Source organism: Geomesophilobacter sediminis (genome assembly GCF_016458275.1).
Taxonomy (GTDB): domain Bacteria; phylum Desulfobacterota; class Desulfuromonadia; order Geobacterales; family Geobacteraceae; genus Geomesophilobacter; species Geomesophilobacter sediminis.
This window is the reverse complement of record NZ_JAEMHM010000004.1, coordinates 144,991-163,525: the sequence shown is the minus strand read 5'-3', so window position 1 is coordinate 163,525 and position 18,535 is coordinate 144,991. Positions and strand designations below refer to the sequence as shown.

The window sequence follows — 18,535 nt, the reverse complement described above, 5'->3', positions numbered from 1 at the left end:
TTGTCGACGTTTTGAGCTGAGGTGATTAGGCTGGTTCTGTCTGTTGGAAAATACCTCGACTCATCCAGGGATTGCAAAAGTGCTGCATGCTTGAGTCCCTGCCTGCAACCTCCTTCAAATTGACAGCACTCTATGGTACATTCGGGATCTCCAGCCTCCAGCGCCGGTGCGGCTTAGCCGCGCGGTAAACCACCTGCAGTCCAGGATCAGGATGACCGACCTCTCCCGCACCTCCCAAAAATGGATCGCCAGCTTCTTCCTCGTGGCGGTGCTCACCGCTCTCTGTGCCCGGTTCATCGATCTGCCCGTGGCGCTTTGGGTGAAGGAAACCTTTATCCGAAATCCCGCTTGGGCGGTGACCACGGGACGGATGCCGGACCTTTTGCTGCATCTGGTTCTCCTGGTCAGCGTGGGGGCGTGCTGCCTCCGTTTGGTTCGGCTCCGGAAGGGGCACGTCGATAACCTTAACGACTTTTTGCTCCTGGCCAGTTGGGACGCTCCGGCCTCCTTTGTGGCGAAGGCGCTGCTTAAGCCGTTGTTCGGCAGGCTGAACAACCGCCTCTGGCTGAAGAACCCCGATCTCTATGGTTTTTACTGGTTCCAGAACCGGTGGGGGTATGATGCGTTTCCTTCCGGGCACATGCTGGTCCTGGTAGCGCTGCTTGCCCTGCTGGTGCGCTTCTTCCCGGTGGCCCGGATTCCGGCGCTGCTTCTTGCTCTGGTGACGTCGGTGGCCCTGATCCTGACCGGCTACCATTTCCTGAGCGATATCGTGGCCGGGTGCTATCTTGGGATCGTGGTGGAGGCGCTGGTCCACGCTGCGATCTGTGGGAGAAAGGCCCCCTCCGCGGCATAAACTGGAGATCTGCGCTAAAAGGCCTTTTCCCTTGCATATTCCGCTGAAATCACTTATATTTCAGCAATACTTTTGACCCCTGATGAGATGCTTAAACCAAGCCTGCGGGTGAAGTGGCCCCGCTTCATAGTACGCAAGGAAAGGGTTTAGCCGCACACGGTTAGACCCTTTTTCTTTGCTCATTCGTTTTCGGAGGATAAATGCAACGACCCCTTTCGGCAGGAGACACCGTAGAATCGCAATGCACCCGCTGCAAAGCCCTTTTGAACCACACGATCATCGCCATGGTGGCGGGTGAAGTGGTGCGGGTAAAGTGCAACACCTGCGGCAGCGAGCACAACCACCGTCCGACCAAGGCCGCCAAGTCACCGGCGCCGAAAGCTGCCGCTTCAACCCGCAGCGCGGCTCCGAGGACCTCGCGCGCCAAGGTCGCGGGACCGTCCGACGAGGAGATCTGGGAGGAGTTGATCCGTCCCCTCGATCCCGACCATGCCGTTCCCTACCGGATGGACGGGAAATTCAAGACCAACACCCTGATCGCCCACCCGTCGTTCGGCACCGGCGTCATTGCCGCCACGAACCCCGGCAAGATCGAAGTCGTCTTCAAGTGCGGCAAGAAGCTGCTCCGCTGCGCATAAACCGCAGTCGGGGCCGTGGGAGGTAGGTTCAGGGCAGGTCCAATTATCTTGTTCCCACCCTCCCCATACGTTCCCTCTCCATCAAGGTCGCGTGCCAGAGCCCGGCTTGCGACGGGCAGGGCGAGGATGGGGCTCCCCGGTCCCCGATCCCTGCCCGCCCGACCGCCGATTATTTAACCCTGAACCCCGCCTTTTCCCACGCCGCCTTCTCCGAGAGTTTCTCCTTCGGAGGGGGCGGCGTTTTTTGTTGCTGGGCCCCCTTTTGTTGCGGTGCCGGCTCCGCCTGCTTGATCGACAGCGCGATCCGCTTGCGCTGCGGGTCCGCCGCGAGCACCTTCACCTTCACGATCTCCCCGACCTTCACCGCCTCGGACGGGTCCTTGATGAAACGATGCGCCAGCTGGCTTACGTGCACCAGGCCGTCCTGGTGGACCCCGATGTCGACGAAAGCCCCGAAGGCCGCCACGTTGGTCACGACCCCCTGCAGGATCATCCCTTCCTTCAGGTCTGCGATGGTGGTGATGTCCTCGCGGAAGGTCGCCGTCTTGAATTCGTCCCTCGGGTCGCGTCCCGGCTTCTTCAGCTCGCCCAGGATGTCTCTCAGGGTCGGGAGGCCCGCCTGTTCCGATACGTAACGCTCCAGCTTGATCCCCGTTGACAGTTCGGGCTGCGCCACCAGCTCGGCCACGCTCTTGCCGAGGTCGGCCGCCATCGCCTCGACCACCGCGTAGTTCTCCGGGTGCACCGCGGTGTTGTCGAGCGGGTTCTCCCCGCCCCGGATCCGGAGGAAGCCGGCGGCCTGTTCGAAGGCCTTGGCGCCGAAACGCGGCACCTTGTGAAGGGCCTTGCGGCTGGGGAAGGCGCCGTTTTCGTCACGATGGCGGACGATGGACCGCCCCTGGCTTTCCGAAAGGCCCGCAACGTAGGAGAGAAGCGCCCAGGAGGCGCTGTTCAGGTCGACCCCGACGTAGTTGACGCAGGATTCCACCACCGCGTCGAGCGATTTTTTGAGCAGGGACTGGTTCACGTCGTGCTGGTATTGCCCGACGCCAATGCTCTTGGGATCGATCTTCACCAGTTCCGCCAGCGGGTCCTGCAACCGGCGCCCGATCGAGATGGCGCCGCGCACCGTCAGGTCGAGCTCGGGGAACTCTTCCCGGGCAATGTCGCTCGCGGAATAAACGCTCGCCCCGGCCTCGCTCACCATGACTACCTGGGCCTGCAGGCCGGCCTTGCGCAGCTCGGCGGCCACGAAGACCTCCGTTTCCCGCCCCGCCGTGCCGTTGCCGATGGCGATCAGCTTGCAGTCGTGCTGACGGACCATCCGGATCAGGTCCGCCGCGGCTGCGTCGGCTTTTCCCCCGCCGGTGTGCGGGTAGATGGTGGTGTGCTCCAGGAAACGCCCGGTCTCGTCCAGCGCGGCAAGCTTGCAGCCGGTCCGTAACCCCGGGTCAACCCCGAGCACGCGCCGCTGTCCGGCCGGCGCGGCCAGGAGGAGGTGCCGCAGGTTCTGGGCGAAGACCTCGATGGCCGCCTCGTCCGCCTTGTTCTTCGCCTCCAGCCGGAGCTCCACCTCGATCGAGGGTGCGATCAGGCGCCGGTAGGCATCCACCGCCACCGCTTCCAAAAGGGCGTTGAAGATGCTCGTTCCCTTGATCAGCCGCCGCTTCAGGCCGGCCAGGATCTCCTCCTCCGGGGCGTCCAGGACGAGTTTCAGGATCGTTTCCTTCTCGCCGCGCCGCATGGCGAGCATCCGGTGCGAAGGGATGGTGCGGATCGGCTCGCAGTACTCGTAATACATCTGGTACTTCCCTTCCTTGTCCTGTTCCTGGGCCAGGACCGAGGAGGCGAAGCTACCCTGCTCCCAGGTAAGGCGGCGTACCATGGCACGGGCATCGGCATCTTCGCTCAGCCGTTCCGCGATGATATGCGCCGCACCTTCAAGTGCCGCGGCAGGGTTCGGCACGCCGAGCTCCTCGTTCACGAAGGGGAGGGCGGCCTCTTCCGGATTGCCGGAGATGAGCTCCTGGGCCTGGACCAGATCGGCCAGCGGCTCCAGTCCGCGCTCCTTGGCGATGGTCGCCTTGGTGCGGCGCTTCGGTTTGTACGGGAGGTAGAGGTCTTCGAGCTCGGTCTTCTTGCGGCAGGAGTCGATCCGGCTTTTCAACTCCGGGGTGAGCTTCCCCTGTTCCTCGATGCTTTTGAGGACGGTCCCTTTTCGCTCGGCGAGTTCGCGATGGTAGGCAAGGAGGTCCTGGATGGTGCGGATCTGCACCTCGTCCAGCTCCCCGGTCTGCTCCTTGCGGTAGCGGGCGATGAAGGGGACGGTTCCCCCCTCGTTGAGCAGGGCGATGGTTTGCAGGACACCGGGGCGGGGGAGCCCGGACTCCTCGATGATCAAGTCAAGAATGCGTGCATCTTCCATAAGTCGTTTGAAACCTCCAGGGGGAAAAGCCTTAATCCTTACAACGAACCGGGAAGATTTGCAATGGACAAAAGGGCATGAACCGGGGCCTGGGGCTGGTGAGCGAGGCGTAGACCGCGTTGAGGAAACGAAACGCGACGGGCCGCCGCCCCATCATCTGGTGCGAATCACGAATCCGAGGTGCCGTCGCGTTTCGTTCCTCAACACGACCTGCAGCCAAGCTTGGAAAAATTGCGGTGAGAATACGCTTTCCTGGATCGACCTTGCCAACGAGCACGATACTGCTCGTTGCTCTCTGCTCTTTGCTCATTGCAAAGTTGACCCTTTACCTGGAATAAGTTATTTTGGGCTACTTCTCCTATAATGAGGTTCCCTATGCACCGTCCCAGCTGGGATGAGTATTTCATCGAAATCACCCGCCTTGTCGCCAAGCGTTCCACCTGTCTGCGCCGCCAGGTCGGCGCGGTCGTCGTAAAGGACAAGAACATCCTCGCCACCGGTTACAACGGCGCCCCCTCGGGAGTGCCGCACTGCCTCGACACCGGCTGCCTACGCGAAAAACTCAAGATCCCCTCCGGCGAACGCCATGAACTCTGCCGCGGTCTGCATGCCGAACAAAACGCCATCATCCAGGCCGCCAAGCACGGCACCTCCATCGACGGCGCCACCCTCTACTGCAACACGATGCCGTGCATCATCTGCTCGAAGATGATCATCAACGCCGGCATCAAGCGGGTCGTCTACCTGACCGGCTACCCGGACCAGCTTGCCGAGGAGATGATCAAGGCCTCGGGAATCGTGGTCGAGAAGTACGAGGGAGGGGAATCGCCGTGAAATGTCCTTTTTGTTCCTTTGCCGACAGCAAGGTCGTCGACTCCCGTCCCGATAAGGGTGGGGCCGCGATCCGCCGCCGGCGCGAGTGCGAGTCCTGCGGCAAACGTTTCACCACCCACGAGCGGATCGAGGAAATCCTCCCCTTGGTGACCAAGCGGGACGGCCGCCGCGAGCCGTTCGACCGGATGAAGCTGATCGCCGGCATCCAGAAGGCGTGCGAGAAACGGCCGGTTTCGGTGGAGACCATCGAGCGGCTGGTCGACCGGCTGGAGACCCGGCTGCAGGAGAGCGGGGAGAAGGAAATCCCCAGCACCACCCTGGGGGAATGGATCATGCCCGAGCTCCACGCCGTGGACCAGGTCGCCTACGTCCGCTTCGCCTCGGTGTACCGCTCGTTTAAGGACATCAACGAGTTCATGAGCGAGCTGCAGGATCTATTGAAGAAGTAGGAGGCAATGTGCGGCAATTTCACGAAAAGATGATGCGCAAGGCGATCGCCCTGGCCGCGCGCGGCGTCGGCAAGACCGCACCCAACCCGGCGGTCGGCTGCGTCATCGTTCGTGACGGTGCAATCGTGGGAACCGGCTGGCACCGCAAGGCGGGGACGCCGCATGCCGAGGTCCACGCCCTGGCCGCGGCCGGACCGCTCGCCGAAGGTGCCGACGTCTACGTGACTCTCGAGCCCTGCGCCCACTACGGCAAGACGCCCCCCTGTGCCGAGGCGCTCGTCGCCGCGCGGGTAGGGCGCGTCTTCGTCGGGCAGCTCGACCCGAACCCGCTGGTGGCGGGGAAAGGGATGCAGATCCTGCGTGACGCGGGGATCTCGGTGGAAAGCGGCATCCTGGAAGAAAACTGCCGTCGTCTCAACGAGCCGTTTCTCAAGTGGATCACCACCCGGCGCCCCTTCGTGGTGCTGAAGTCGGCCCTGACCCTGGATGGGAAGACCGCCACCGCCTCGGGGGACTCCCAGTGGGTCACCTCGGCGCCGGCGCGCCGCGAGGTGCACCGGCTGCGCGGCATCCTCGATGCGATTATGGTCGGAGTAGGGACGGTGCAGAAAGACGATCCCCTTTTGACCTGCCGGATTCCCGGCGGCAAGAACCCGGTCCGGATCGTGGTCGATTCCGGGCTCAACGTTCCGTTGCATGCCGCACTTCTGGACGGAAAGGTGGCCCGGACCATCGTTGCCACCTGCAATACCGATTTTGCAAAGCAGGCCGAGGTCGCGCGGCACGGCGCCGAGATCCTGGTTTGCCGGGAGAAGGACGGCCAGGTGGATCTGGACGATCTGTTCGCGAAGCTGGGTGCGCTGGGTCTGCAGTCGGTGCTTCTGGAAGGTGGGAGCCGGCTGGCGGGAAGCGCGCTGCGTGCCGGCTGCATCGACAAGTGTCTGATCTTCGTCGCCCCGAAGCTGGTGGCAGGGGAGGGGATGGGGCTCTTCGCCGGTGCCGGGGTAGGGCTGATGAAAGACGCCATCGCTTTGGAGCAGGTGAAGGTCCGCAAGATCGGTCCCGACCTCCTCATCGAGGGGTACCCGGTAAGGAAATGAGCATACCTCGTTCCCAAGGTGGACCTTGGGAACGAGGGAAAGTTGGCCTTGGGAACAGGTGCGGACTTCTACTTGTAGGAGCGACTTTCCTGTCGCGATAAGTCCGTCCCATGATCGCGTCTGCAATGTCATTGCTTATATGACGCGGACTCACCTCTGCTGTGGGCGCGCCATTCCTGGCGCGAACCGCCGGAGGCGGTGACCGCGGTTCCGGAGTAAGGGTTACCCGGAAAAGTAAAAGCATTACCTCGTTCCCAAGCTCCAGCTTGGGAACGCGATGCGCCTGCGAAGCTCCAGCTTCGCCAAACCCATACGAAGCTTCAGCTTCGAGAAAAGGTGCGATCCCAAGGTGGACCTTGGGATCGAGGGAAGGCAGGAATTGAAGTCCCCCTTTGAAAAAGGGGGACTTAGGGGGATTTGCCTCTGAGGCGTTGCCTCTCGTGAATCCGGTAACAAACTTCAAAACCAAATCCTCCCCGCCCGCCCCTTTGCCGAAGGGGGGAGAGGTTACTGACAGCTAAAGGAACTTTCCCATGTTCACCGGTCTGATAGAAACCGTCGGCGAGATCGTCTCCCTGGAGCGCCGCGGCGCCTCGGGAAGCCTCACCGTCCGTGCCGCGCTTCCCGCCGCCGAGATCAAACTCGGCGACTCCATCGCCATCAACGGCGCCTGCCTCACCGTGGTCCGTCTGGGCGGCGGGACCTTCACCTTCGACGTTTCCCCGGAAACCATCGACCGCACCGCCTTTCGCAACCTCAAGGCCGGTTCCCCGGTGAACATGGAGCGCGCCCTGAAACTCTCCGACCGCCTGGACGGCCACCTCGTCTCCGGACACGTCGACTGCATCGCCACCATCGTCGAGCGGCGCGAGGTCTCCGGCAATATAGTATTCACCTTCCGCTTCCCTCGCGAGTTCGGCAAATACATCGCCGCCAAGGGGTCCATCGCCATCGACGGGATCAGCCTCACCGTCAATACCGTCGAAGCCGACTGCTTCACCGTCAACATCATCCCGCACACCGCGGAGAAGACGAACCTGGTCGGCAAACGGGCCGGCGACGAGGTCAATATCGAGACCGATCTGATCTGCCGCTACCTGGAAAGACTCCTTTCCGGAAGGAGCGCGGAGGGGGAAGGGGTTTCTCTGGAACTGCTTGCAAAGAGCGGCTTTCTGTGAGATAGATATTTTTTTCTTCCCGGTCATTTTAATGTGAGAGGACGTCCCAGATGTCTGTGGCAAAGATAGAAGAAGCAATAGAAGAAATCAAAGCCGGCCGGATGGTTATCCTGGTCGACGACGAGGACCGCGAGAACGAGGGCGACCTCACCATGGCGGCCGAAAAGATCACCCCGGAAGCGATCAACTTCATGGCCCGTTTCGGCCGCGGCCTGATCTGCCTCACCATGACCAACGAGCGCTGCGACCGCCTCGATCTTCCCCCGATGGTGCAGGACAACACCTCGTCCTTCGGGACCGCCTTCACCGTTTCGATCGAGGCCAAGCGCGGCGTCACCACCGGTATTTCCGCCGCCGACCGTGCCCACACCATCCTTACCGCCGTGGCGCCCGACGCGGCCGCCGAGGATCTCGCCCGTCCGGGCCATATCTTCCCGCTGCGCGCCAAGAAAGGCGGCGTGCTGGTCCGCAGCGGCCAGACCGAGGGTTCGGTCGACCTCGCCCGTCTGGCCGGACTGGAGCCGGCCGGCGTCATCTGCGAGATCATGAACGACGACGGGACCATGGCGCGCATGCCCGAGCTCAAGAAGTTCGCCAAGGAGCACGGGATCAAGGTCTGCACCATCGCCGACCTGGTCGCCTACCGGCTCAAGCACGAGTCGCTGGTGCGCCGCTCCGTCGATGTCGCGCTCCCCAGCCAGTTCGGGGAATTCCGCGCCATTGCTTTTGAAAACGACATCGACAAGCTGGAGCACCTCGCCCTGGTCAAAGGGGACATCAAGGGGGACAAGCCGGTGCTGGTCCGCGTCCACTCCGAGTGCCTGACCGGCGACGTTTTCGGCAGCGTCCGCTGCGACTGTGCCGACCAGCTGCATCGCGCCATGGAACGCATCGAGGAAGAAGGCGCCGGCATCATCCTCTACATGCGCCAGGAAGGGCGTGGCATCGGCCTTACCAACAAGCTCAAGGCCTACGCGCTGCAGGACCAGGGCAAGGACACCGTGGAGGCGAACCTCGCCTTGGGTTTCAAGGCCGACCTGCGCGACTACGGCATCGGCGCCCAGATCCTGGTGAACCTCGGGGTCCGCAACATCCGCCTGATGACCAACAACCCGAAAAAACTGGTCGGTCTGCAGGGATACGGGATCAACATCGTGGAGCGCGTGCCCATCGAGATTCCGGCCCGAAAGACCAACGAAAAATATCTGAAAACCAAGCGTGAGAAACTGGGGCACCTGCTGGAGAACATCTAGTCGGGCTTCCGACAAGGAGCGAACATGCCTAAGTACATAGAAGGAAAACTCACCGCCGAAGGACTGAACTTCGGGATCATCGTGGGGCGTTTCAACAGCTTCATCGGGGAGCGGCTCCTGGAAGGGGCGCTGGACGGCCTTTTGCGCCACGGTGCCGAGGATTCCCGCATCACCGTCGCCCGGGTGCCGGGCGCTTTTGAGATCCCGCTGGCCGCGCGCAAGTTCGCCAAAAGCGGCAAGTTCGATGCCCTCATCTGTCTGGGCGCCGTGATCCGCGGCTCGACGCCGCATTTTGACTACGTTTCGTCCGAAGTTTCCAAAGGGGTTGCCCATGTGGCCCTGGAGACCGGGGTTCCGGTTATCTTCGGCGTTTTGACCACCGACACCATCGAGCAGGCGATCGAGCGGGCCGGAACCAAGGCTGGGAACAAGGGCTTTGACGCGGCGATGACCGCGATCGAGACCGCCAACCTGTTCAAGGAGATGGAGTAATTGAGCACCCGTAGAGACGGCAGGGAGCTGGCGCTGCAGGCACTGTACTCGAAAGACCTGGTGCTGCAGGACGCCAACGTAGCTCTGCGACGAATCATAGAAAGCTTCGGCGAAGGTGAGGACCCGGCCCTCGAGATCCGCACCAAGGCGTTCAGCTTCGCCTCCGAGCTCGTGAACGGGGTCATCGCGAACCTGGACGAGATCGACAAGCGCATCGCCGAGAAGTCGAAGCACTGGAGCATGTCGCGCATGGCCCGGGTGGATCTGAACATCCTGCGCCTGGCGGTGTACGAGCTTCTTTATCGCGACGACATCCCGAAGAACGTGACCATGAACGAGGCGATCGAGGTAGCCAAGAAGTTCGGCGCCGAGGACTCCGCGTCCTTCGTCAACGGCATCCTCGACGAGATCGCTTCGACGGTCACCGACAAGGAATAGAACCCGTTCAATGTTCTACGTTCACGGTTCAACGTTAAAACCGAACGGGTGGGCTCGATCGTAACACACGCAGAGCATGAAAGATCGGATGGTGGGTCGAATTGATTACAACGTTGAACGTTGAACCTTGAACGTTGAACGGGTCTTGTGAGGTTTGTTATGAATGAAATCAAGATTGGCCTGATCGGCTTTGGCACTATCGGTGCCGGCGTAGTGAAGCTGCTGCGCAACAACGCTTCCCTCATCGAGCAGAAAACCGGCGCCCGGGTTGCTCTCAAGTGGATTGCCGACCTCGATATCACCACCGACCGCGGTGTGTCGACCGAAGGGATCCAGCTCACCCGGAGGGTCGACGACCTCCTGCACGACCCCGAGGTCTCCGTCGTCATCGAACTGATCGGCGGCTACGAGCCGGCCCGCACCTTCGTCCTCAAGGCGATCGAAAACGGCAAGCACGTCGTTACCGCCAACAAGGCCCTGCTTGCGGTGCACGGCGACGAGATCTACGCCGCGGCACGCGAAAAAGGGGTCGAAGTGCTGTTCGAGGCCTCCGTCGGCGGCGGGATTCCGGTCCTCTCCGCCATCAAGGGGAACCTCGCCGCTAACCGCTTCTCCACCGTCCTCGGCATCGTGAACGGCACCTGCAATTACATCCTCACCCGGATGACTCAGGAAGGGGCAGACTTCGGCGACGTGCTCAAGAGCGCCCAGGCGCTGGGTTATGCTGAGGCCGATCCGACCTTCGACATCGAGGGGGTCGACACCGCCCACAAGCTCTGCCTGCTCCTTTCCCTCTGCTTCGGCACCAAGATCGACCTCAAGGACGTCTACTGCGAAGGGATCACCTCGGTTACCTCCGAGGACGTCGATTTCGCCAAGAACTTCGGCTACCGCATCAAGCTCCTTGCCATCGGCAAACTCGACGGCGACCGGATCGAGGCCCGCGTGCACCCGACCATGGTGCCGATCGACTACCCGCTGGCCGACGTCCACGGCGTCTTCAATGCGATCCGCCTCACCGGCGACTTCGTCGGCCCGGTGATGTTTTATGGCCGCGGCGCCGGCATGGATGCCACCGCGAGCGCCGTGATCGGCGACGTGATGGAACTTACCCGCGACATGCTCGCCGGCGGAAGCCGTCGCTGCGCTCCTCTGGGCTTTTTGGACGAGAACGTGGCGGCGCTCACCCTCAAACCGATGGGCGAGATCGTCAGCAAGTACTACATCCGTTTCCATGCCCAGGACCGCCCCGGCGTTCTGGCGCGGATTGCCGGCTCGCTCGGCAAGTTCGGGATCAGCATCGCCTCCATGGTGCAGAGCGCCCGCAGCGAAGAAGTGGTGCCGATCGTCATCATGACCCATGAAGCCCGCGAAGGCGATGTCCGTCAGGCGCTTGAGGAGATCGACGCCTTCGACGTGATTCGCGAGCGGAGCAACTTCATCCGCATCGAGGACAACCTCGAATAACGAAAGCGGCACCAAGTATGGAAAACGAAAAAGGCTTTGGGAATTATTCCCAAAGCCTTTTGTTTTGCCGCCTGTCTTTTTTGGAGTCCCTGGCGTCCCTTAGTTCCCTACCGGCGGTTACCGACCAGCTTGCTCATAGTGTTCCACGACCTTCCGGTAATGCTCTTCGATGCTGCCGTCAGCCTTGTGATAGGCCTCCACCATCGCCGGCCTCACTTCCTCCGGCAGCACCCGTTCCGCCAGGGGGTAGAGGATGTCGTCTTCCTTGGCGATGTGGTCCCTAAGCAGCGCGACGTACCCGAGCGCGTTTTCGGTAATGGCAGCCTCCTGTCCGGCCTCGCCGTCCAAGGCCCGGGCCGCCGCCTCGCACATAGCCTTTACATAGGCCCTGCCCTGGTCGTGCTCCATGAGCATCGCCGCCACCGGGCTGTGCTCGCGGGGCATCCCGTTTGCCACCAGCGCTACGAAGAGGACATCCTCCTCCTTGGCATGGTGGAAGCGGTCGGCGTAATTCCTGATGAAATCGACGCCGTCAATGAAGAAGCGGTAGTCGCCGAATTCCCCCTGCGCAAGCAGATTGGCGTTGCGCTCCAGGAGGGTCAGCATTCTCAGGATGAGCCGGTGCTCGTGCACCAATTGGGAGCTGATGTCCATCTTCATGGCTAGTTTCTCCTTTCGCCGTTGATGCCGATCACGATGGTCTCCAGCGGAATGTCTTTGCCGGAGAGACCGAGCGCCTGCCGGACCACGATGTCCAGGCCGCGGCAGCAGGGGACTTCCATGATCGCGACCGTGATGCTTTTCACTTCGTTGAGCTTGAAGATGTTGGCGAGTTTCTCAATATAGGGGCCGGTCTCGTCCAACTTCGGGCAGGCGATCGCGAGCGCCTTGTCTTTCAGGAGGTCCGCATGGAAGCTTCCCAGGGCGAAGGCGACACAGTCGGCCGCGACCAGGATGTCGCTGTTTTGGAAGTAGGGGGCGGTCGGCGGAACCAGGGTGAGCTGGACCGGCCACTGGCGGAGTTCCGAAGGAGCCTTCTCGGTGGTGGTGTTCGGAGCGGTTTCCGTTTTTTCGATTACCCGAGCCATGCTGCCGGGGCAGCCGCAAGCCGTGTGAGACATAGTGTTTCTCCTTTTCGTCTGGTTATTTATATGGTGATAGTTGAGGTTTAACTGTTCTTTGTTCTTTGCTCGATCGTCCGTGCCCCGATCCCTGACCCCAGACCCCCGATCCCGCCTTTAATGCATCAGGTGTTCGTTGATTTCCTGCTCAATGGCCGTTTCCTGTTCCGGCGAGAGACCGTGGATGGAGACGACGTCCTTCAGGAGGCAGATGCCGACCTTGCAGGTGACGCATCCGATCTCGTAGCGGTTGAGTATTTCACCGATTGCCGGGTGATTACCGATCACATCCTGTATCGCCTGTTCACCCAATCCGTTTTTGAATTCCATCGTTTCTCCTCCTTTCGTGTCGCTTTGTTGAACCCAACTTACTCCCCGTCCCAAATTTTGTTTATGACCTGGATCAAAGAAACGTAGAAACCGTGAATTACCTCCCTCTCGCTCCCGGAGAGGGGCGGGGTGAGGGCTGGACCAATCCGGGCTGGGTGTGGGGATGAGGTGAGAGTGTCCGTTATTGACAGGACACCTCAGTAGTGTCGGCGGACCCAAAAGCAAATCCTCACCCGGCCACCTTTGATCAATGGGGGAAGCCAAAGGGCTTTAGCCCCCAGCCCCAGCCCCTAGCCCTGGCTTCCAACCTTTTCCCCTGAAGAAACCGCCGCTTGCTGCCGAAGAGGATATTTGAGGCTATGCTGTACCCTTTGCCGTTGCATCGCGGCCATCGCTACCCGATGAGGTGTTGTCATGACAAAGAGGATTGGAATCCTGACCGGAGGGGGCGACTGCCCCGGCCTGAACGCGGTGATCCGCGGCGTGGTCAAGGCTTCGCTGGTGCGCGGCTGGGAAGTGATCGGCATCGAGGACGGTTTCGACGGGTTCCTGCATCCCCAGAAATGCCGGGCGCTCGGGCTCGAAGACGTGTCGGGCATCCTCCCGCAGGGGGGAACCATCCTGGGGACCTCCAACCGCGGCAACCCGTTTCGCTACCCGATCCTGCGCCAGGGGAAGGTAGAACTCGTCGACGTCTCGGACGAGGTGGTCTCGGTCATTTCCGCCCTCGGCCTGGATGGGCTCATCGTAGTCGGCGGGGACGGCACCCTCAAGATCGCTCTGGAACTGATGAATCGCGGCGTGCCGATCGTCGGCGTCCCCAAGACCATCGACAACGATCTTTTGGAGACCGACGTGACCTTCGGTTACAACACCGCCTGCGAGGTTGCTACCGAGGCCCTGGACCGGCTTCATTCCACCGCCCAGAGCCACCACCGCGTCATGGTGCTGGAGGTGATGGGGCGCTATGCCGGCTGGATTGCCCTGGAATCCGGGATAGCGGGCGGGGCTGATGTCATCCTGGTCCCCGAGATCCCCTATGACATCGAGAAGGTCTCCTCGGCGATCGTGGCCCGCAGCAAACGCGGCAAACGCTTCAGCGTGGTGATCGTAGCCGAAGGGGCGTACCCGAAAGGGGGCAACCGCGTGGTCAAGGAGGCCGCCGGCGGAAAAGTCGCGGTGGAGCGGCTGGGCGGGATCGGGGAGATGGTTTCCCGTGAGCTCGGCGGCTACCTTGAAACCGACATCCGCGCCACCGTGCTCGGGCACCTGCAGCGCGGCGGCTCCCCCTCCATGTTCGACCGCTGCCTGGGGAGCCGCTTCGGGGTGAAGGCGGTCGAACTGATCCAGGAGGGGAGTTTCGGCCGGATGGTGGCCCTGCGGGGGAGGCGCATCGAATCGGCTTGGATCGGCGATGCGGTCCGACACCTGAATCTGATCGATCCCGAGGGGGAGATGGTGCGTCATGCCGAGGAGTTGGGCATTATCCTGGGACGTTAAGATGCTGTTGACTTTACCTAAGCGCTGGCTTAGACTGCACAAAAACTTCGCCCCCCCTGTCGGGCGCGAGAGGTGGACGATATATGAGGGACCGCTTGGCCGAGTTCAACAGGAGCAACCTGTATGGACTGATCGGCTTTTTTCTCGGCATTTCCGCACCGATCGGCTGGACGGTGCTCCGGCTCATCTTCTTTTCCAACCCCGAGTTGTCCCTGGGGGCGCAGATTTTCGGCGAAGTGACCGAAAACGCCCAAGGGCTGGCCCTGTACACCTACATGGGCGCCGGAACCGCCTGCGTCCTTGCCTCCTTCGGCTACTTCATCGGCAAAGCGATGGACGAGCTGCACTTTAAGGGTGCCGAGCTGGACAAGCTCGTCCTCGAAGTCGATTCCCAGAAGCAGCTCTTCGAAAACCGCTACAAAGTCCTCGACAACAACATCAAGAACTTCCACAAGATCGGCAGCCGCATCCAGAAGTCCATGCGCCAGGAAGACGTCCTCAGTCTCTGCGTCGAAGGGCTGCACGAGGTGCTCGGCTACGAACGGGTCAACGTCCTGATGGCCGACCCGGAGCGCAAGGTGCTGACCTTCGCCGCCTCGGCCGGAAACGAGACCCAGATCGGCCCGGATCTCTTCGTCCCCCTGGATCCCCGCGCCGGCGTCATTTACAAATGCTACGACGAGCGCCAGGTCTATTTCATCGAGGACATCAGCAAATACCCGGCCGACTTCATGCTGCAGCCTCCCTTTGCCAACATCGAGCCGCTGCGCTCCAACTGCTTCATCCTCTGCCCGATCGTGGTGAAAGGGGAGACGGTCGGCGTCTTCGGTCTGGACAACAAGCGGAGCCACCGTTCCCTCAACGACACCGACGTCGACACCATCCGCCTCTTTGCCGATCAGGCCGCGGCCGCGCTGACCCGGATCAACCTGCTCCATTCCATCGACCAGCTCACCCTGGAACTGGGGAAGACCTTCGCCGAACTGCTGAAGAACCGCGACAGCTCGGTGCGCAACCTGAGCCGGCTGAAGTCCGCCACCGACTCGCTGGTCGAGGGCGCACTCCGGATCGACGGTGCGTCGCACCGGGTGATGGAATCGGTCGACGGCGCGAGCTCCTCGACGGCTGAGATCTCCATGGCGACCGAGCAGATCACCAGCAACCTCGACGCGCTCTCCGACTCCGTGTACAAGTCGGTCTCCGCCATGGAACAGATCACCTCGTCGCTGCGCCAGGTGGAGCGCAACACGGCGCTCTCCCACGGCATCTCCAGCAAGGTGAAGGAGCAGTCCGAGAAAAGCAGCCAGGTCGTCCGCGAGACCATCGACGCGCTGGCCGAGATCCAGCGCTCGGTCGACCTTTCCTACGACGGGATCAAGCGCCTCTCCGCCAACTCCGGGCGGATCGAAGGGATCGTCAGCGTCATCAACGACATCACCAAACGAACCAACCTCCTGGCGCTCAACGCCTCCATAATCGCGGCGCAGGCCGGCGAGTACGGCAAGAGCTTCGGCGTCGTCGCCGATGAGATCCGCAACCTGTCGCTGCAGACTGGCCTTTCCACCGGGGAGATCACCAGCATCATCAACGACATCATGACCGAGTCCCGCACCGCGGCGGACAACATCACCACCACCAAGGACCTCGTCAAGAAGGGGGTCGAGCTGGGGCATCAGACCGGGAACTCCCTGAGTACCATTCTCGAGAGCGCCCAGAGCGCGATGGACATGACCCAGCAGATCAAGCTGGCCACCGGAGAGCAGTCCAACGCCGTACAGTCGGTATCCCAGTCCATCGAAGACGTGAGCAACATGACCTCGCAGATCTTCAAGGCGTCCAAGGAACAGGCGCTGGCCACCAAGAGCATCGCGCGGGCCATGGAAGAGGTTAAGGAGATGACCCACGGTATGGTCGCCTCCGCCGGGCGTCAGGCCGCCGACGGCGAGCAGATCCGGACCGCCGTGGAAGCGGTGACCGGCGTGGCCAACGCGATTTTCGAAGATATGGAAAAGCGTCAGGTGGAAAGCGGCGAAGTGGTAAAGGCCCTGGAACTGATGCGAGCCTCCGCCGAGTAGGATTCGGCCCCCTTAAAAATGAAAGCCTTGGCAGGTCCCTCGGAGCTTTAGATTCCCAGGGACCTTTGCTTTTGGGTCGACACCGGTTCCCTGGTGTTCCTGAAGTACTTCAGGCCCCCTCGATAGGGGGGAACGGCAGGGCACTGCTGGTCTCCGCGTAAGTGGGCACGATGACACCGAAACCACCCCCATTCAAAAAAGGGTGGACTCGCCCATAACAGTGTGTTAATCTCCCGCCTTGCGTCTGGCCCGCTACCTAAGTGGAGCCGCTGCAGGACGCAAACAACTGACAATACCGCCTGGATTCTGAAACGAACCGGTACGGGAAGCGATAGCTAAGGTGGCAGCGCGGGGGGCTTGGTCCTTTTACCGTAGCGGCCTGGTACGCGTCTTCCTCACCCGAAGACGTTTTTTTTTGCCAGGCCGCGACAAGCAAAACACCGTAACTATTTACCGTCTACCCGTTCACTCCCTCTCCCCTTGGGAGAGGGGAGCGGTGAGACAAGTCGCCCAACGTCCCCTCTCCCTCAAGGGTTGCGCGCGAGAGCGGGGGGGCGACGGACAGCAACGCCCGCCGAAGCTTCAGCGAAGGCGGGGGTGAGGATGGGGTTCCAACAGTGATCCGTGAACAATGAACAGCGATCAGTGAACCTTAAAGGAAATCACTGATACAAGTCGCCCAACGTCCCCTCTCCTTCAAGGAGAGGGACAGGGTGAGGATGGGGTTCAAATCCGATGCAAAAAAAGAAAACGATTCTCGAGATCCAGAAAATGAAGGCCGATGGCGAGCGGATCGCCGTCCTTACCTGCTACGACTATCCCACCACGGTCATCATGGACCGCTGCGGCATCGACGTCATCCTGGTGGGCGATTCGGTCGGCGTCGTCGTCGCCGGTTACGACAACACCCTGCCGGTGACCATGGAGGAGATGCTCTACCATACCAAAGCGGTGATGCGGGCGCGTCCCCAGGCACTGGTGGTGGCGGACATGCCCTTTCTTTCCTACCAGACCGACCTTCCCACCGCCCGGCGCAATGCGGGCCTCTTGGTGAAAGAGGGGGGGGCGGCCGCGGTAAAACTCGAAGGAGGGGAGAACGTCGCCCCGGTGATTTCCGCCCTGGTCGACATGGACATCCCGGTCATGGCCCACATCGGGCTCACTCCGCAGTCGCTGCATCGTATGGGCGGTTTCAAGGTGCAGGGAAAAAGCGAGGAGCAGGCCGAGAAGCTTCTTAAGGACGCGCGTGCCGTCGAGGCGGCCGGCGCCTTCTCCGTGGTACTGGAGGGGATCCCGATGGCCCTTGCCCAGCGCATTACCGCCGAGCTTTCCATCCCGACCATCGGGATCGGGGCCGGACCGCACTGCGACGGGCAGGTGCTGGTGATCCACGACATCCTCGGGCTGTGCGAGAAGTACTCCCCTAAATTCGTCAAACGGTACGCCGAACTGACGCCGATCATCGCCGAGGCGGTGAGCAGCTACATCGGCGATGTCAAAGAGGGGGCATTCCCCGAAGAAAGGCACGGATTCAAATGATACGGGTAATTCAGACAGTCGCCGAAATGCAGCAGTTCGCCCGGGAGCACCGCGGCCAGATCGCGCTGGTCCCGACCATGGGCTATCTTCACGCCGGACACGCCTCGCTCATGATCGAGGCCAAGAAGCGCGCCCCCATCGTCGTCGCGTCCGTCTTCGTGAACCCCACCCAGTTCGGGGTCAACGAGGACCTCGACAGTTACCCGCGGGACCTGGAGCGGGACAAGCAGATCGCCACCGAGGCCGGGGTTGACGTCATCTTCGCTCCGACCGCACCGGACATGTATCCGAAGGGTTACCTCACCTACGTGAACGTGGAGGGGATCACCGGACACCTGTGCGGCGCGAGCCGTCCCGGGCACTTCCGGGGGGTGACCACCGTGGTCGCCAAGCTCTTCAATATCGTCGCCCCCAAGGTGGCGCTTTTCGGCAAGAAGGACTTCCAGCAGCTCGCCGTGATCCGGCGCATGGTGAGAGACCTCAACATGGACCTGGAGATCGTCGGGATGCCGATCGTGCGCGAGGCAGACGGGCTGGCGATGAGCTCGCGCAACACCAAGCTCTCCGCGGAGGACCGCCGAAAGGCGCTCTGCCTGTACCGCTCCATCGGCGCCGCCCGCACGGCATTTGCCGCCGGCGAGCGTTCGGTGGCCAAGCTTAGGGAGACGGCCGTTTCGGTGATCGCCGCGGAGCCCGCCGCCGAAATCGACTACCTGGAGTTTCGCGACCCCGATTCCCTGGAGCCTTTGGAAACCGCCGAGGCACGGACCCTGTACGCACTGGCCGTCCGTTTGGGGGGCGTGAGACTGATCGACAACTGCATTCTTGGGGAGGAGTGAA

The 18,535-nt window shown here is 61.8% G+C and carries 18 protein-coding genes; 14 read left to right on the top strand and 4 right to left on the bottom strand.

Annotation, left to right across the window (positions count from 1 at the left end; all coding sequences use genetic code 11):
• Positions 1-211 precede the first annotated feature (211 nt).
• Positions 212-856, top strand: a complete 645-nt coding sequence (locus JFN93_RS05850; RefSeq protein ID WP_199383061.1) for a phosphatase PAP2 family protein — start codon at positions 212-214, stop codon at positions 854-856.
• 200 nt (positions 857-1,056) lie between these two features.
• Positions 1,057-1,494, top strand: a complete 438-nt coding sequence (locus JFN93_RS05845) for a hypothetical protein (RefSeq protein ID WP_199383060.1) — start codon at positions 1,057-1,059, stop codon at positions 1,492-1,494.
• Positions 1,495-1,663: 169 nt separating this feature from the next.
• On the opposite strand, the gene JFN93_RS05840 is transcribed toward JFN93_RS05845, so the two are convergent.
• Positions 1,664-3,919, bottom strand: coding sequence for a Tex family protein (locus JFN93_RS05840; protein ID WP_199383059.1), 2,256 nt, complete (start codon positions 3,917-3,919; stop codon positions 1,664-1,666).
• Between the two features lie 375 nt (positions 3,920-4,294).
• On the opposite strand from JFN93_RS05840, the gene JFN93_RS05835 reads away from it, so the two are divergent.
• From JFN93_RS05835 to JFN93_RS05800, 8 genes are all read left to right on the top strand, one after another.
• The gene (locus JFN93_RS05835) at positions 4,295-4,753 is read left to right on the top strand and encodes a deoxycytidylate deaminase (protein ID WP_199383058.1); all 459 of its coding nucleotides are present in this window, start codon (positions 4,295-4,297) and stop codon (positions 4,751-4,753) included.
• Positions 4,750-5,202 (top strand): transcriptional regulator NrdR, encoded by a 453-nt coding sequence (gene nrdR / locus JFN93_RS05830; RefSeq protein ID WP_199383057.1) that lies wholly within the window; start codon positions 4,750-4,752, stop codon positions 5,200-5,202. Before JFN93_RS05835 ends, nrdR begins: the two co-directional genes overlap by 4 nt.
• Positions 5,203-5,210: 8 nt before the next feature.
• Positions 5,211-6,302 (top strand): bifunctional diaminohydroxyphosphoribosylaminopyrimidine deaminase/5-amino-6-(5-phosphoribosylamino)uracil reductase RibD, encoded by a 1,092-nt coding sequence (gene ribD / locus JFN93_RS05825; RefSeq protein WP_328753631.1) that lies wholly within the window; start codon positions 5,211-5,213, stop codon positions 6,300-6,302.
• A gap of 533 nt (positions 6,303-6,835) precedes the next feature.
• Positions 6,836-7,480, top strand: coding sequence for a riboflavin synthase (locus JFN93_RS05820; protein ID WP_199383056.1), 645 nt, complete (start codon positions 6,836-6,838; stop codon positions 7,478-7,480).
• A gap of 50 nt (positions 7,481-7,530) precedes the next feature.
• Positions 7,531-8,733: a bifunctional 3,4-dihydroxy-2-butanone-4-phosphate synthase/GTP cyclohydrolase II gene (locus JFN93_RS05815; protein WP_199383055.1), complete on the top strand. Its 1,203-nt coding sequence runs from the start codon at positions 7,531-7,533 to the stop codon at positions 8,731-8,733.
• A gap of 24 nt (positions 8,734-8,757) precedes the next feature.
• A complete protein-coding gene (ribH, locus tag JFN93_RS05810) occupies positions 8,758-9,225 on the top strand; it encodes a 6,7-dimethyl-8-ribityllumazine synthase (RefSeq protein ID WP_199383054.1) in 468 nt (155 codons plus the stop codon).
• On the top strand, positions 9,226-9,663 hold the full coding sequence (nusB, locus tag JFN93_RS05805; RefSeq protein ID WP_199383053.1) for a transcription antitermination factor NusB: 438 nt from the start codon (positions 9,226-9,228) through the stop codon (positions 9,661-9,663). It abuts the gene before it with no gap.
• Positions 9,664-9,822: 159 nt separating this feature from the next.
• Positions 9,823-11,130, top strand: a complete 1,308-nt coding sequence (locus JFN93_RS05800) for a homoserine dehydrogenase (protein ID WP_199383052.1) — start codon at positions 9,823-9,825, stop codon at positions 11,128-11,130.
• A 117-nt stretch (positions 11,131-11,247) separates the two neighbouring features.
• On the opposite strand, the gene JFN93_RS05795 is transcribed toward JFN93_RS05800, so the two are convergent.
• The 3 genes from JFN93_RS05795 to JFN93_RS05785 form a co-directional block, all read right to left on the bottom strand.
• A complete protein-coding gene (locus JFN93_RS05795) occupies positions 11,248-11,790 on the bottom strand; it encodes a hemerythrin domain-containing protein (RefSeq protein ID WP_199383051.1) in 543 nt (180 codons plus the stop codon).
• 2 nt (positions 11,791-11,792) lie between these two features.
• Positions 11,793-12,251 (bottom strand): iron-sulfur cluster-binding oxidoreductase, encoded by a 459-nt coding sequence (locus JFN93_RS05790; RefSeq protein WP_199383050.1) that lies wholly within the window; start codon positions 12,249-12,251, stop codon positions 11,793-11,795.
• A 117-nt stretch (positions 12,252-12,368) separates the two neighbouring features.
• Entirely contained in the window at positions 12,369-12,581 is a 213-nt protein-coding gene (locus tag JFN93_RS05785) for a hypothetical protein (protein ID WP_199383049.1), read from the bottom strand.
• A gap of 414 nt (positions 12,582-12,995) precedes the next feature.
• On the opposite strand from JFN93_RS05785, the gene JFN93_RS05780 reads away from it, so the two are divergent.
• From JFN93_RS05780 to panC, 4 genes are all read left to right on the top strand, one after another.
• Positions 12,996-14,081, top strand: a complete 1,086-nt coding sequence (locus JFN93_RS05780) for a 6-phosphofructokinase (protein ID WP_199383048.1) — start codon at positions 12,996-12,998, stop codon at positions 14,079-14,081.
• Positions 14,082-14,164: 83 nt separating this feature from the next.
• Positions 14,165-16,156 (top strand): methyl-accepting chemotaxis protein, encoded by a 1,992-nt coding sequence (locus JFN93_RS05775; protein WP_199383047.1) that lies wholly within the window; start codon positions 14,165-14,167, stop codon positions 16,154-16,156.
• Positions 16,157-16,891: 735 nt separating this feature from the next.
• Positions 16,892-17,695 (top strand): 3-methyl-2-oxobutanoate hydroxymethyltransferase, encoded by an 804-nt coding sequence (panB, locus tag JFN93_RS05770; protein ID WP_199383046.1) that lies wholly within the window; start codon positions 16,892-16,894, stop codon positions 17,693-17,695.
• The gene (panC, locus tag JFN93_RS05765) at positions 17,695-18,534 is read left to right on the top strand and encodes a pantoate--beta-alanine ligase (protein ID WP_199383228.1); all 840 of its coding nucleotides are present in this window, start codon (positions 17,695-17,697) and stop codon (positions 18,532-18,534) included. Before panB ends, panC begins: the two co-directional genes overlap by 1 nt.
• The last annotated feature ends 1 nt before the right edge of the window (position 18,535 follow it).